Source organism: Winogradskya consettensis (assembly GCF_018332715.1).
GTDB classification, from domain to species: Bacteria; Actinomycetota; Actinomycetes; order Mycobacteriales; family Micromonosporaceae; genus Actinoplanes; species Actinoplanes consettensis.
In genome coordinates, this window is the sequence record NZ_BOQP01000049.1 from 57485 (window position 1) to 70436 (window position 12952).

The following is a 12952-nucleotide window of genomic DNA, read 5'->3' on the forward strand; positions in this document are numbered from 1 at the left end:
CCGAGGATAGACAAGTGGTTGCCGACATCAGCCTCGAAGAGGCCATCGACCTGACCCGCACGGGCGATATCTGGATATTCCGGGGGCGATCCGGGCCGGACCGCGCCATCCAGACCATGACGAACAGCCCCGTCAACCACGTAGGCATGTCGATCGTGATCGAGGACATGCCCCCGCTGATGTGGCACGCCGAGCTGGGCCGCTCCCTGCCCGACATGTGGTCCGGCACGTTCCAGCGCGGGGTGCAGCTGCACGACCTGCGCGACGCGGTGACGGTCTGGGCGCACCGCTACGGCCAGCGCGGCTGGCTGCGCCAGCTCGAACAGCCGGTCACCAAGGAGATGGAGGACCGCGCCCTCAAGACGGTCGCCCGCCTCGACGGCACACCGTTCCCGTCGAGCGCCCAGCTCGCATGGCGCTGGGCCCGCGGCCGGGTGCCGCAGCTGCGCCTGCCGTGGCAGGAGACCGAGGCGCCCGAGGGTGACCTCGAAACGGCCTACTGCGCCGAGGTGGTCGCGGTCACCTACGAGGACATGGGCCTGCTGCCCCGGGACCGCAAGGCCAGCTGGTACGACCCCGGCCGCTTCTGGAGCGGCGACGACCTCGAACTGCGCGACGGCTACCGCCTCGCCACGGAGCTCGCCGTCCGTACCCCCTGACCGGGGTCCGCGCTCCTGACCGGGGTCCGCAACCCCGATTGGGGTCCGCGCTCCCTGATCGTCAGGCAAAAAATCGGCGGTGCCCGCCCGGGCACCGCCGATCTGTCGTTTCAAGGGCCGGCCGTGGGAAAGGCCGGGTCGCTGAGCCCCGGCGGCCGCCGAAACGGCTGCCGGAGTTCGCTGGGGTCAGCGACCCCGGCGACCGCCGACGCGGGAGCCGGAGGAGAACGCCGCTGCGCCGCCGGTGCTGCTGCCGCCGCCGGTCTGGGTGCTGTGCACCGGCGTGGAGCCCGTGCCGCCACCCGTGCCACGCCGGCCGCGTGCCTGGCCGCCCGTGCCGCCACCGGCGGTCGTGGCCCGGGCGCCCTGCGCCCCGCCCCGGGAGCCGCCGCCCTGTGCGCCGCGGGTGCCGCCCTGCGAGCGTGCACCGCCCTGGCCGCCGGCAGCGCCACCCTCGTGGGCAGCACCGGTCGTCGGGCGGCTGGCGCCACGGCGACGTCCGCCGCCGGTGCCACCGCCGCCACCCGAGCCACCACGTCGTGCGCGCGGCGCGGCGTTCTCGCCGTCGCCGCCGTCGCGGCCCGCGGCGGGCTGTGCAGCGGCCATGGCAGCGTCGAACGCGGCGGGTTCGGTGTAGGTGCGCTCGCCCGGGGCCAGCTCGGCGAGCAGCGCGTCGCCCGGGCGGGTGCGCGTGGTCGTCGGCTTGATGCCGGCCTTGCGGGTGAGGTCGCGGACGTCGCCCTGCTGGTCGTCGGTCATCAGGGTGATGACCGTGCCCTGGGCGCCGGCCCGTGCCGTGCGGCCCGAGCGGTGCAGGTAGGCCTTGTGCTCGACCGGCGGGTCGGCGTGGATGACCAGTGCGACGTCGTCGACGTGGATGCCACGGGCGGCGATGTCGGTGGCGACCAGGGTCGCCGCGCTGCCGTCCGAGAACGCCGAGAGGTTGCGGTTACGCGCGTTCTGCGCCAGGTTGCCGTGCAGCTCGACCGCGGGCACGCCGGCCTGGATGAGCTGACGGGTCAGGGTTTTGGCGCGGCGCTTGGTGCGGGTGAACACGACCGTACGGCCGGGGGCCGCGACCAGGTCGACCAGCACCGGGAAGCGGTCGTCGTGCCGCACGTGCAGGACGTGGTGCGACATCTGGATCGGCGCCTCGGAGGCCGAGTCGACGTGGTGCGTGACCGGCTTGTGCATGAACCGCTTGACCAGGATGTCGACGCCGCCGTCGAGCGTGGCGGAGAAGAGCATCCGCTGGCCCTCGCGCGGGGTGAGGTCCATCAGCCGCCGGACCACCGGCAGGAAGCCGAGGTCGGCCATGTGGTCGGCCTCGTCCAGCACGGTGATCTCGATCGAGTCGAGGCTCGCGTGGCCGTTGCGCAGGTGGTCGTCGAGCCGGCCGGGGCAGGCGACGAGGATGTCGACGCCGTTCTTGAGCCCGCGGATCTGGGGGTTCGCGCCGACGCCGCCGAAGACGGTGAGGGTGCGCAGGCCGAGCTTGGTCGCCAGCGGCGAGAGCGCAGCCTCGATCTGGGTGGCGAGCTCGCGGGTGGGCGCCAGGATCAGCGCGCGGGGACGGCCCGGCTTGCGGGGAGCGCCGGAGGCGGCGAGACGGGCGACGACCGGGAGGACGAACGCATACGTCTTGCCGGAGCCGGTGCGGCCGCGGCCGAGCACGTCGCGCCCGGCGAGGGAGTCGGGCAGGGTCGCGGTCTGGATCGGGAACGGCTCGTTGATGCCGAAGCCGGACAGGACCGTTGCGAGCTCAGCGGGCACGCCGAGATCGGTGAACGAGGTCATCAGGTGGAAACTCCGTATGTCTGAGGGGTCGGTTCCTCCCGGCGCGGACCGCGCTTGAGGATGTGGCGCGTGAGTCGCTGCTCGTGGTGGCCGACCCTGAAGGCTGAGATCAAGTGTACGCGCCTACTCACCGCAACCCCGCTGCACCCGAACGTGACCCGTTCTGCACTCGACGGACCTCACCGTTCTCCTCAGCGCCGGAATTCTCCCCCCGATCCGGCTGGTACCCGAGGAGAAGCTTCCATGAGCGGTGTTGTCGAGACCGATCGCCGTCTAGGTGCGAGGGCTGTCGAGACCGATCGTCGTCGCGAGGACGTCGTCCGGTCGCACATGCCTCTCGTCGGCCACCTGGTGCGCGAGATGCTGGCCCGGGTACCCGCCCACGTGAACCGCGACGACCTGCTCTCCGCCGGTTACGCGGCGCTGGTGGCGGCGGCCCGTGGGTTCGACGACACCCGGGGTGTGCCGTTCGCACGGTTCGCCGCGGCCCGGGTCCGTGGTGCCCTGCTCGACGAGCTGCGCGGCCTGGACTGGGCGAGCCGTTCGGTGCGCCAGCGGGCCCGCCGCACCGACACCGCCCGCCAGGAGCTGACCGCCGAGCTGGGCCGTACGCCCACCATCGCCGAGGTCGCCGAGCGGCTCGGCTGTTCGCCCGAGGACATCGAGTCGGCCGACGACGACGTGCAGCGTGCCGTGGTCTTCAGCCTGCAGGGCTTCGCGACGGCCGGCGCCGACGACATGGTGACGGAGCCGAGTGCCGGGCCCGAGGAGATGCTGATCCGCCGCGAGCGCACGGGTTACCTGCGTCACGCGGTCGACGTGCTGCCGGACCGGCTGCGCGCGGTGATCACCGGCTACTTCTTCGAGGAGCGCCCGATGGCGGCCATCGCCGCCGAGCTCGGGGTCACCGAGTCGCGGGTGTCGCAGCTGCGGGCGGAGGCCTTGTCACTGCTCAAGGACGGTCTCAACACCCACCTCGAGCCGTCGCTGGCGGGCAACTCGAAGGACGGCTGTGTGGCTCGCCGCCGGTCGGCGTACTACGAGCAGATCGCGACCCACGGCACCCTGCGCGACCGGCTCGCGGTGACCGGAGTGGACGGTCTGACGGTCCCCGTCGCCGCCTGATCCGCTAACAGGTTCCGGCCTTCTTCTGCAGGGCGATGGCTTTGTCCGCACCCTTCGCGTACAAGGCCAGACCCTGTTTGGCCGGTGCGAGTTTCCAGGCGTTGTGCTCGTAGCGCATCGTGTACGACTGCGCGGCGCCCTTTTGCCTGGCGATTACGACGGCCTTGCCGGGGCCGTCCAGCCGGGCGCTGGTCAGCTCGATGGGCAGGCCGTGCCGGGCACAGGTCTCGTTGAGCTTGATGTAGTCCGCCCTGGTGATCGCGGCCTTGCCGGCGGCGGTGTAGAGCTCCCACGCGCCGCCGAAGTCACCGCCGCTGAACCGGTCGAAGACGGTCTGTGCCGCGGCCTTGGCGCCGTCGAGTGTTTTCGGCTCGCCGGAGGGTGTGGCCGCGGCGGCCGGTCCGGGCTGGTCATCGCCCGAACAGGCAGAGCTCGTGACGAGGGCGGCGACCAGAAGGGCCGCGGCGCCGAGCCGACGTCGCAACTGCTGGCTGTGCGTCATAACAGTGTTAATCAGCACGGCGGGCGTGGCGTAACGGGCACGCCCATGATGACGGATTGCGGACACCGGCCGGGAGAACGTCGTAACTTCGCTCACGGAGTCGCCGCGGGGAACGCGGGTCGGCTACTCTTTTCGTTTCTGCACAAACGAAAAAAGCGACCACAAATGGCCGCTGACCTGGCGAATGTTACCACAACAGGGAGCACTTTTGTCAAGCTCCGCCGACGGTAGGAACACGATGCGGAACGACGCCGATCTCCTCACCGACGAGCAGGCCTATCTCACGGCTCTCTATGAGCGCCTTGACCTGCTGCGCGACCAGGCCGCCGAGAGGCTGCGGGCAATTCTGCTCGAGGCCGGCGGCACCCCGCAGGGCCGCTCGCAGCGCGAGGCCACCCGCAGCCACTGGGCCGAGCAGGTCGCGCAGATGAATGCGGTCGAGAACGGCCTCTGCTTCGGCCGGCTCGACTTCGCCGCGGACAACCCCCGCTACATCGGCCGCCTCGGGCTCTTCGCCGAGGACCGGGACCAGGATCCTCTGCTCGTCGACTGGCGTGCCCCGGCCGCGCGCCCGTTCTACCTGGCGACCGCCGTCTCGCCGGAGGGTGTGACCCGCCGGCGCCACCTGCGCACCAGGGGCCGCGAGCTGACCGGCATCGACGACGAGGTCCTCGATCTCGCCGCCGCCGGTGCCGGTGGCCGGGAGGACGTGACCGGCGAGGCCGCCCTGCTCTCCGCGCTGACCGCGGGGCGCACCGGCCGGATGCGCGACATCGTCGAGACGATCCAGTCCGAGCAGGACGAGGTGATCCGCTCCGGGCTCGCCGGCGTGATGGTGGTCCAGGGTGGACCCGGGACCGGCAAGACGGCTGTCGCGCTGCACCGCGCCGCCTACCTTCTCTACACACATCGCGCCCAGTTGACCCGGCAGGGCGTGCTGATCCTCGGTCCTAACGCGACGTTCCTGCGCTACATCTCGCAGGTTCTCCCGTCCCTGGCCGAGACCGGTGTGCTGCTCGCGACGCTCGGTGACATGTTCCCCGGGGTGACCGCCCGCGCCGACGAGGCCCCCGCGGCCGCCGCGGTCAAGGGCGGTCTCGGCATCCTCGACGTGCTCGCGCAGGCGGTCGCCGACCGGCAGACCGTGCCTGACGACTACATCGAGGTCGACCACGACGGCTACCCGCTGCGCATCGAGCGCGGCGTCTGCGAGGACGCCCGCGAGGTCGCCCGGCGCTCCGGCCGCCCGCACAACGTGGCCCGGCAGCTCTTCGTCACCGAGGCGATCCACGCGCTGTCGCAGCAGATCGCCGATCGCATCGGCGCCGACCCGCTCGGCGGCGAGAACCTGCTCGAGGAGTCGGACCTCGCCGAGACCCGCCGCGAGCTGCGCGAGGACATCGACGTGCAGCAGGCACTCTTCGACCTGTGGCCGGTGCTGACGCCGCGCCAGGTCCTGCGGGACCTGCTCAGCGACGCCGACCGGCTGGAGTCGGCCGGGCTCGGCGAGGAGGATCGCGGCCTGCTGCTGCGCGCCCACGACGCGCGCTGGACCCCGGCCGACGTGCCGCTGCTCGACGAGCTCGCCGAACTGCTCGGTGTCGACGACACGCTGCGGGCCCGGGCGGTCGCGCAGGAGCGGCGCGAGGCGATCGAGTATGCCGAGGGTGTGCTCGAGATCGTCCAGGGTTCCCGCTCGCTCGACTTCGAGGACGACCGCGAGGAGGAGGTGCTCTCCGCGATCGATGTCGTCGATGCCAGCGCTTTCGTCGAGCGCCACGAGGTGCTCGACACGCGGACGGCGTCCGAGCGTGCGGCGGCCGACCGCACCTGGGTCTTCGGCCACGTGATCGTGGACGAGGCGCAGGAGTTGTCGCCGATGGCGTGGCGCCTGCTGATGCGCCGCTGCCCGAGCCGGTCGATGACCGTGGTCGGCGACGTCGCGCAGACCGGTGACCTGGCCGGCACGACGAGCTGGGACCAGGCGTTCGAGCCCTACGTCGCGCAGCGCTGGCGGCTGGCCGAGCTGACCGTCAACTACCGCACCCCCGCCGAGATCATGGCGGTCGCGGGGGACGTGCTGGCCGGCGTCGACCCGTCACTCCAGCCGCCCCGCTCGGTCCGGGAGGCCGGCGTCGAGCCGTGGGCGCGCCGGGTGCCGCCCGCCGAGCTCGCCGATCAACTGATTTCGACGGTACGCACGGAGTCCGCCCAGGTTTCCGACGGCCGGGTCGGCGTACTCGTACCCGATGCTCTTGAAGAGTCCCTGGGCGCCGAGCTGACCGCCGCTGTCCCCGGCGCGGCCGTGGGGGAGCAGCCCGACCTGCTGAACCACATCGTGCTGATGACGGTGAAACAGGCGAAGGGCCTCGAGTTCGACAGCGTCGTGGTCGTGCAGCCCGACGAGATCATCGCCGAGAGCCCGCGCGGGCTCAGTGATCTCTACGTCGCGGTGACCCGGGCCACCCGGCGCCTCGGTGTTCTGCACACCGCCGAGCTGCCCAAGGAGCTCGCCGCCCTGGCGTGACCGTTGCAGTTCCGGACACACGAAAAAGACCGGCGTGGGACGACGCCGGTCTTTTTCGTGTCAGGTAATCAGGCGACCTTCAAGGTCGAGTGACCGTGCGCGTTGGTCAGCGCGAGCCGCGAGTGCAGGTTCGTGTTGCCGGCGATCGTGGAGTAGTAGGACGCGCGGCGACGTGCCGTGATGCTGGCCGGGTTCTCCGGGGCCGGGGCGAGGTCGGGGTCGAGGTGGGTGTTCATGCCGTCCTTGAGCAGCGACAGCGCCTCGGCGCGCAGCTGCGACACCCGCGACTCGGTGACACCCAGGTCGGCGGCGATGTCCGCCATCGGGCGCTCCTTGAGGAAGTACTCGGTGATGACGAGCTGCAGGCGCTCGGGCAGCGACTCGATCGCGTGGTGCAGGTAGCCGATCTGCTCACGGCGGATCAGCATGTCCTCGGGGCCCGGGGCGGCCTCGGTGACCAGGTCGTCGGCGCTGCTGGTGGTGAAGCCCTGCAGCGACAGCACGGTGGCGCGCTGCACGTCGTTGTCGCGCTGGGTCAGGTCGGTCGTCGTGGTGCCGAGCGCCTGTGCGAGCTCCTCGTTGGTGGGCGTACGGCCCAGCGTCGTGGTCAGGCTCTGCCGCGTCGTGTCGGTGGTCCGCGCCTTCGAGCGCACCGAGCGGGTGGCCCAGTCGAGCGAACGCAGCTCGTCGAGGATCGCGCCGCGGATGCGGGTGGTGGCGAAGCGGTGGAACGGGATGCCGCGGTTCGGGTCCCAGCCGCGGCTCGCGGTCACCAGCGCGTGCAGGCCGGCGCTGGTGAGGTCGTCGCGGTGGATGTGGTTGGGGATGCGGGTGAGCATGTCGCGCACCAGGTGACCGACGAGCGGCATGTGCGAGCGGATCAGCTCTTCCTGCTCGGCGGCGGTCAGGGCCGGCACGGCGGTCACGGCGGCGGCGTCGGCGGTGAGGTCGGCAGCGGTCGTCATGGTGCTCGTCATGTCTTTTCCCCCGGATGTTGTCGGTAGCCCGCGGCAGTGGGCGGTACCGGCTGACAGGGAGAACTTTCCGTGACGTGGGGTATGCGTTCCGGTCGCACAGAGTTGCGTACCGGTTGCTTCGACTCTTTTCCTCAAGCCTCCTGAGGCGGATGATTTCCCTTGCGATTGAAGGGGTCTCAGCGACGGATGAGGTCCCATACGAAGCGGTCCGGAGCGAACGCCTCGGCGTAGCGGACCCGGGCCTGGGCGCCGAAGTGCCGGGCCGTCGCACTGGTCAGCTCCGGGTCGGTGGACACCTCGAGCTTGTCCTTGAGGTACGCCGTGATGTCGACGTACAGCGAAGGGTCGAACCGCAGCGTCGACTCCCCGGCGTAGTGCAGCACCCGGCTGCTGTGCCGCGCCGCGACGACCGTGGCCTCGGCGGCCTGCTGGCGATCGTCGTTCGCGTCCTCGGGTGCGTGCACGTAGATGACATCGGCGTCGACCCCGGTGAGCACGTTCTCGATCGCGGCGGTCGCGGGCGGGCGGCCGACCCCGGCCCGGCGGTCCTCGGCACCGCGGTCCCGGCGGCGCCGATCCGTGGCCTGCCGGCGCTCGGCGGCCTCGGGGCCCCAGAGCAGCAGACAGTCCAGCGCCTTGGCGGCGGCCTCCGTACGTTTGATCGACGGATGGTCGGGCCCGTCACAATTGAGCACGAGCATCGTGACGAAATCACCGGCGGCCCGGTGCGCGGCGAGCGTGCCGGCACAGCCGAGCTCGAGATCACCAGGATTCGCACCAACGGCGAGAACGCTGCGCGGGGTCACAGCTCACCCTCCAGAGACTCACGGCCCGGTCGGCGCATGTGGGTACCTCCGCGACTGACTCAGGGCGCCGCATCGGGGGTGGCGGCGCTGAGTGTCCATCGGTCGCGGGGCTCTCCGGTTGAGGACTTGTGCGCGACTACGGCAGTGTTGACACATGGACCTCAGCGACAGTGGTACGACGGTCAACCTCATCGCCGGCATAGCGATGGTGGTGGGCGTGCTCGGCGTGGTGATCCCGGTCCTGCCCGGACTGCTCCTCTGCTGGGGTGCGGTCCTGCTCTGGTCCCTGCTCGGCGACGCCGGCTCCGGCCGCTGGGTCGTCCTCGCCCTGGCCACGGTCATCGCCCTGGCCGGCACCGTCGTCAAATACCTCTGGCCGGGCAAACGCCTGAAGAGCACCGGCGTACCGACCACATCCCTGCTCGCGGGTGGCGTGCTCGGCCTGATCGGCTTCTTCGTGATCCCACTCGTCGGCCTGGTCCTCGGCTTCATCCTGGGCGTCTTCCTGGCCGAACAGCTCCGCCTCGGCTCGGGTCAGGCCTGGCCCTCCACGAAACGGGCCCTGGCCGCGGTCGGCCTCTCCCTCCTCGTCGAATTCACCGCGGCCCTGGGCGTCGCCGTCATCTGGCTATTCGGCCTGGTCTTCGCCTGATCCGGGCCCAGAGCGCGTCCAGGACAGCGACCCGAAGGAGAACCTCCTGGCTGTAAGGCATCACGACCTTGCGGCCGTGGGTGTCCCGAAGCGGAGAGTCACGTCTTGCGAGACGAAACCTGGACCTCGCCGCAGACTCGCCGTGATCCACCAGATGTGCCCTAGTAGAAAGCCTGCGGGTCGCTGGTGCCGCTGGTGCGGGAGCGGCGGCGGCGCACCCGGCGGCGGCGCTGGGTGAGGAGCAGCAGGAGTGGGGTGGCTGCCAGGACGATGGCCACGCCGGCCGCTGCCAGGAGCGGGAAGCCGTTGTCGTCGGCCGGACGGGCCGCGGCGGGGGCGGGTCTGGTGGCATCCGGCGAGGCGGGGGCGCCGCTTTCCCCGGTGGCCGTGCCGGTCGCTGTGCCGGTGTCGTCGGGGGTGACGAGTTTGCCGACCGAGGCGTCCTTGGGCAGGGAGAAGCCCCAGTCGAGCAGTGCCTCGCCCTGTTCGTACCCGCGCAGGGGGTTGTTCTCGGCGCCGAGCAGGGTGGCGACGAGGCGGCGGCCGCCGCGCTGGGCCGCGCCGACGTAGCTGTGCCGGGCCAGCTTGGTGAAGCCGGTTTTGCCGCCGAGGGCACCCTTGTAGTCGAAGATCAGGCGGTTTTCGTTCTGGATCTGAAAACCGCCTTTCTTCAGCTGCTTCTGCGCCGGGATCTGGGTGTTCTTCGTCAGGGCATACCTGCCGAAGTCGGCGGTGGCGAAGCAGTCGCGGGCGATCAGCGCCAGATCGTAGGCACTGGTGAACTGCCCCGGCCCGTCCAGGCCGGAAGGGGTCACGGCATGGGTTTGGTACGCACCCAGCCGTTTCGCTTCCGCATTCATCGCGGTCACCGTGCCTTGCACGCCGTCCGCGCCGCCGCCGAGGCGGGCCAGCGTATTCGCGGCCTCGTTGCCCGAGTTGAGCAGCAGGCCCAGCCAGAGCGTGGCAATGGTGTACTTCCCGCCCTTGAGCAGGCCGACCGCCGAGCTGCCGGGCTCGATGTTCAGGTCTTCCTGGGTGACCGTGATCGTCTTCTTGGGGTCGAGCTTGTCCATCACCGTCGCGGCGAGCAGCAGCTTCTGCACGCTGGCCGGGGTGCCGTAGACGTGCGGCCCGCAGCCGCCCAGCACCTCGCCGGTGTCCAGATCGGCGACCAGCCAGCTCGTGGCGGTCAGGGCCGGGGGCTGCTTGGCGCCCTGCGGGACGATCAGCCCGTCGGTTGCGAGGTCGTCGCCGCCGACCGCGCGCAGGACCGGGTCGTCCGCGGGCGGGACGGGCCGGGCAGGTCGCCCGGCGGGCGGCTTCACGTCGGGCTTCGGGCACGGCACCTCGGCCTTGGCCGAAGCAGCTCGCAGAACGCCCGTCGGAGCCCCTGCTGAGGGAGACGCCGAGGCGGGCGTGGGGATGGACAGGGCGCCGGCGCCGAGGGCGAGGGCGCAGAACGTCGCCAGGGTGCGGCGCCGGGTCGTGGGTGTGGTGTCGCCAGGGATCACGGCCAGACGGCTCCTGCGGTGAGGCGGCGCTCGAGCAGCTGCGCCAGGGGGATGGTTTCGCCGTCGCCGCCGCCCGCGCCGACCACCAGCCGGGGGGAGCTGGGTGACACGGTCGCGCCTGTGAAGCGTGCGCGAAGGGAGGTCGGGACGGTCAGGACGTAGTAGCCGCCGTCTGCGCCGACAGCCACCGAGCGGTTCGATTTCAGATACCAGCCGCGCAGCGCAGTGCGGAACGTGGACCGGCCGTCGAAGGCCACCGCGCGCAGGGCGTGCGGTGCCAGGCCCTGCTCGGCGGCCCGGCGCACGAAGCTCGCGAGCAGCGCGCCGGCCTTCTCCGCCTCGGCGGCCCGGTCGGCGGCCAGCGCCGCCGCGTGCCCGTCGACGGCCTGCCGGCGCTGCTCGCGCCAGGTGGCACGGTCGTCGCCTGCGTCCATGGACCCGACCCTAACGGCATCTCCTGGCCGCTGCCCACCCGGGTTTTGCGCGCCTCGTGCGGATCGGCGCGCACCGGCCACCGATTCGCCGACAATAGTGGTGGCGCAATTAGTGGCCCCGCTCGCCGTTAATTGCCCGGCCTCGGCGATATTCTGTGAAATCCTGCGAAACTGTTGCGCGTGCAGCGGTTCACAGTCCATGCTTAAGCCCGTTATTCGGATTCTTCTCAGGAGTCGTTATGGCGCGGCAGGTAATCACCACCCTCATCGACGACCTCGATGGAAAGCCAGCCGATCGCACGGTCGAGTTCAGCCTCGACGGCACGGCATACACCATCGACCTTTCCGAGGCCAATGCCGGCAAGTTGCGCAAGGCCCTGGATCCGTTCATCAACGCGGGCACGCGAATCGGCCGCGCGGGTGCGGCCCGGGCAGCGGGCCGGCCGGCACCGGTGCGCACTGCTGGGAGCCGCGACGAGAATCGGCTGATCCGCGAGTGGGCGGCCGAGCACGGGCACCAGATCTCCGAGCGTGGCCGCATCCCGCAGGGCGTCAGTAGCGCCTACCGGGCCGCGCACGGTCGCTGATCCCCCTTCGAACCGCATTGCCGCGGCCGACCGGTGACCCGGTCGGCCGCAATGCTGTGTGCTGCGGGGGCAGGCTTGTCGGCGGCGGAGGCTGCACGAGCCAGGCTGTTTAGCTCTTTGTGGTGACGTGGATGCTGAAAGTGATCAGCAGGCGGGTGGCAATGGCGATCGGGCCAGGGCCGGCGCGGATCCCGGCACCGCCCGTAAATGGTGATCAAGGCGGCCCGCAAGCGATGTCCGTGGGCTCCGGGCTATGCCCAAGTGATGACTAAAGGGGCGGCCGGCCCAGGAAAGGCCGCCGAAGCGCATGCCTAAAGGCGGGGATCGGCCCGCGCCGAAAGTTGCCGGCGCGATCGCAGGGTACTACGCGAAAAGGCTAGGACTTTCCCGAGATACGCATCGCTCATCGTCGCTGCGTGCCGGAAAGATTGCGGTGCGTCGCGGGCGGTGGCTCAGGATTCGCGGAGCGCGGGCAGCGCGGCGGCGACCGTTTCGAGAACCTTCTCATCACCGGCATACCAGCTCGATGCCCGCGGCCAGTGCGCGAGAACGTCGGTGAAACCCAGTTCGCGGGCCCGGCCGATCGCGTCCTCGAATGCCTGCGGGCTGCTCAGCGAGAAGACCGGCGACGAGTCGAGGTTGAGGTAACGGTCGACACCGCTGCGGCCGGCCTGCTCCAGCGCCGCGCCGAAACGCTCGCTGACCTCGGCCACCGAGCGCCACCACGCGTTCTCGTCGTCGACCGCCTGGGCGCCGGTGGTCACCCAGCCGTCGCCGTGCCGCGCCGCGAGGCGCAGTGCCCGGGGCCCGTTCGCCGCCACGATCAGCGGGGGATGGGGCTGCTGGAGCGGGCCGGGGAGCGTACGCGCATCCACCGCCTGGTAGTAGGTGCCGGAATACGAGACGTGGTCCTCGGTCAGCAGCCGCCCGAACAGGTCGAGGAACTCGGCGAATCGGTCCACCCGCTCACGCGGCGTCAGCGCGGGCCCGCCGAGCACGTCGGAGTCGAAGCCGAGGCCACCCGCGCCGACCCCGAGCAGCAGCCGGCCGCCCGAGATGTCGTCGACGGCGAGGGTCTCGCGGGCGAAATGCACGGGGTGCCGGAAGTTCGGCGAGGCGACGAAAGTGCCCAGCCCGATCCGGCTGGTCACGCCCGCAGCTGCGGTGAGCGTCGGCACGGCGTCGAACCATGGGCCGTCGACGAGGTCGCGCCAGCCGAGGTGGTCGTAGGTCCAGGCGTGGTCGAAACCGTACTCCTCCGCGCGCCGCCAGCGGTGGCTCGCTTCGGACCAGCGCTGGTCGGGGAGGATGACGATGCCGATACGCATCGGGGGAACCTATCGCACCGCCGGCCCAGCACGGCGGGCACCGGGCT

At 71.1% G+C, this 12952-nt stretch carries 12 protein-coding genes; 5 read left to right on the forward strand and 7 right to left on the reverse strand.

The genetic code is table 11. The features are described from left to right. Positions 1 to 14 precede the first annotated feature (14 nt). The gene (locus Aco04nite_RS38975) at positions 15 to 659 is read left to right on the forward strand and encodes a hypothetical protein (protein WP_213002250.1); all 645 of its coding nucleotides are present in this window, start codon (positions 15 to 17) and stop codon (positions 657 to 659) included. A gap of 186 nt (positions 660 to 845) precedes the next feature. Here Aco04nite_RS38975 and Aco04nite_RS38980 read toward each other — a convergent pair whose 3' ends face one another. Further along, positions 846 to 2456 (reverse strand): DEAD/DEAH box helicase, encoded by a 1611-nt coding sequence (locus tag Aco04nite_RS38980; protein ID WP_213002251.1) that lies wholly within the window; start codon positions 2454 to 2456, stop codon positions 846 to 848. A gap of 243 nt (positions 2457 to 2699) precedes the next feature. On the opposite strand from Aco04nite_RS38980, the gene Aco04nite_RS38985 reads away from it, so the two are divergent. Further along, the gene (locus Aco04nite_RS38985) at positions 2700 to 3581 is read left to right on the forward strand and encodes a sigma-70 family RNA polymerase sigma factor (RefSeq protein ID WP_213002252.1); all 882 of its coding nucleotides are present in this window, start codon (positions 2700 to 2702) and stop codon (positions 3579 to 3581) included. A gap of 4 nt (positions 3582 to 3585) precedes the next feature. Here the strand turns inward: Aco04nite_RS38985 and Aco04nite_RS38990 are convergent, their stop codons facing one another. Further along, positions 3586 to 4083 (reverse strand): hypothetical protein, encoded by a 498-nt coding sequence (locus Aco04nite_RS38990; RefSeq protein WP_213002253.1) that lies wholly within the window; start codon positions 4081 to 4083, stop codon positions 3586 to 3588. Between the two features lie 238 nt (positions 4084 to 4321). Here Aco04nite_RS38990 and Aco04nite_RS38995 point away from each other — a divergent pair, with 238 nt between their 5' ends. Then, on the forward strand, positions 4322 to 6610 hold the full coding sequence (locus Aco04nite_RS38995; protein WP_244876621.1) for a HelD family protein: 2289 nt from the start codon (positions 4322 to 4324) through the stop codon (positions 6608 to 6610). Between the two features lie 68 nt (positions 6611 to 6678). On the opposite strand, the gene Aco04nite_RS39000 is transcribed toward Aco04nite_RS38995, so the two are convergent. Together Aco04nite_RS39000 and Aco04nite_RS39005 are read right to left on the reverse strand one after the other, a co-directional pair. Continuing rightward, positions 6679 to 7587 (reverse strand): sigma-70 family RNA polymerase sigma factor, encoded by a 909-nt coding sequence (locus Aco04nite_RS39000; protein WP_213002255.1) that lies wholly within the window; start codon positions 7585 to 7587, stop codon positions 6679 to 6681. Positions 7588 to 7763: 176 nt separating this feature from the next. Beyond that, positions 7764 to 8393 carry a PIG-L deacetylase family protein gene (locus Aco04nite_RS39005; RefSeq protein WP_213002256.1) on the reverse strand — a complete coding sequence of 210 codons (630 nt, stop codon included), beginning with the start codon at positions 8391 to 8393 and terminating at the stop codon, positions 7764 to 7766. 154 nt (positions 8394 to 8547) lie between these two features. On the opposite strand from Aco04nite_RS39005, the gene Aco04nite_RS39010 reads away from it, so the two are divergent. Then, a complete protein-coding gene (locus tag Aco04nite_RS39010) occupies positions 8548 to 9045 on the forward strand; it encodes a DUF456 domain-containing protein (RefSeq protein WP_213002257.1) in 498 nt (165 codons plus the stop codon). A gap of 161 nt (positions 9046 to 9206) precedes the next feature. Here the strand turns inward: Aco04nite_RS39010 and Aco04nite_RS39015 are convergent, their stop codons facing one another. Both Aco04nite_RS39015 and Aco04nite_RS39020 read right to left on the reverse strand, forming a co-directional pair. Next, the gene (locus tag Aco04nite_RS39015; protein WP_244876622.1) at positions 9207 to 10556 is read right to left on the reverse strand and encodes a D-alanyl-D-alanine carboxypeptidase family protein; all 1350 of its coding nucleotides are present in this window, start codon (positions 10554 to 10556) and stop codon (positions 9207 to 9209) included. After that, positions 10553 to 10990: a hypothetical protein gene (locus Aco04nite_RS39020; RefSeq protein ID WP_213002258.1), complete on the reverse strand. Its 438-nt coding sequence runs from the start codon at positions 10988 to 10990 to the stop codon at positions 10553 to 10555. Before Aco04nite_RS39020 ends, Aco04nite_RS39015 begins: the two co-directional genes overlap by 4 nt. Positions 10991 to 11229: 239 nt before the next feature. Between Aco04nite_RS39020 and Aco04nite_RS39025 the strand changes: the two genes are divergently transcribed. Further along, positions 11230 to 11577, forward strand: a complete 348-nt coding sequence (locus Aco04nite_RS39025; protein WP_203837681.1) for a histone-like nucleoid-structuring protein Lsr2 — start codon at positions 11230 to 11232, stop codon at positions 11575 to 11577. Positions 11578 to 12029: 452 nt separating this feature from the next. On the opposite strand, the gene Aco04nite_RS39030 is transcribed toward Aco04nite_RS39025, so the two are convergent. Continuing rightward, positions 12030 to 12905: an LLM class flavin-dependent oxidoreductase gene (locus tag Aco04nite_RS39030; RefSeq protein WP_213002259.1), complete on the reverse strand. Its 876-nt coding sequence runs from the start codon at positions 12903 to 12905 to the stop codon at positions 12030 to 12032. Positions 12906 to 12952 lie beyond the last annotated feature (47 nt).

Coding starts and splice junctions, on each gene's coding strand:
- Aco04nite_RS38980 (WP_213002251.1), bottom strand. CDS start 2,456: ATGACCTCGTTCACCGATCTCGGCGTGCCCGCTGAGCTCGCAACGGTC.
- Aco04nite_RS38985 (WP_213002252.1), top strand. CDS start 2,700: ATGAGCGGTGTTGTCGAGACCGATCGCCGTCTAGGTGCGAGGGCTGTC.
- Aco04nite_RS38990 (WP_213002253.1), bottom strand. CDS start 4,083: ATGACGCACAGCCAGCAGTTGCGACGTCGGCTCGGCGCCGCGGCCCTT.
- Aco04nite_RS38995 (WP_244876621.1), top strand. CDS start 4,322: ATGCGGAACGACGCCGATCTCCTCACCGACGAGCAGGCCTATCTCACG.
- Aco04nite_RS39000 (WP_213002255.1), bottom strand. CDS start 7,587: ATGACGAGCACCATGACGACCGCTGCCGACCTCACCGCCGACGCCGCC.
- Aco04nite_RS39010 (WP_213002257.1), top strand. CDS start 8,548: ATGGACCTCAGCGACAGTGGTACGACGGTCAACCTCATCGCCGGCATA.
- Aco04nite_RS39020 (WP_213002258.1), bottom strand. CDS start 10,990: ATGGACGCAGGCGACGACCGTGCCACCTGGCGCGAGCAGCGCCGGCAG.
- Aco04nite_RS39025 (WP_203837681.1), top strand. CDS start 11,230: ATGGCGCGGCAGGTAATCACCACCCTCATCGACGACCTCGATGGAAAG.
- Aco04nite_RS39030 (WP_213002259.1), bottom strand. CDS start 12,905: ATGCGTATCGGCATCGTCATCCTCCCCGACCAGCGCTGGTCCGAAGCG.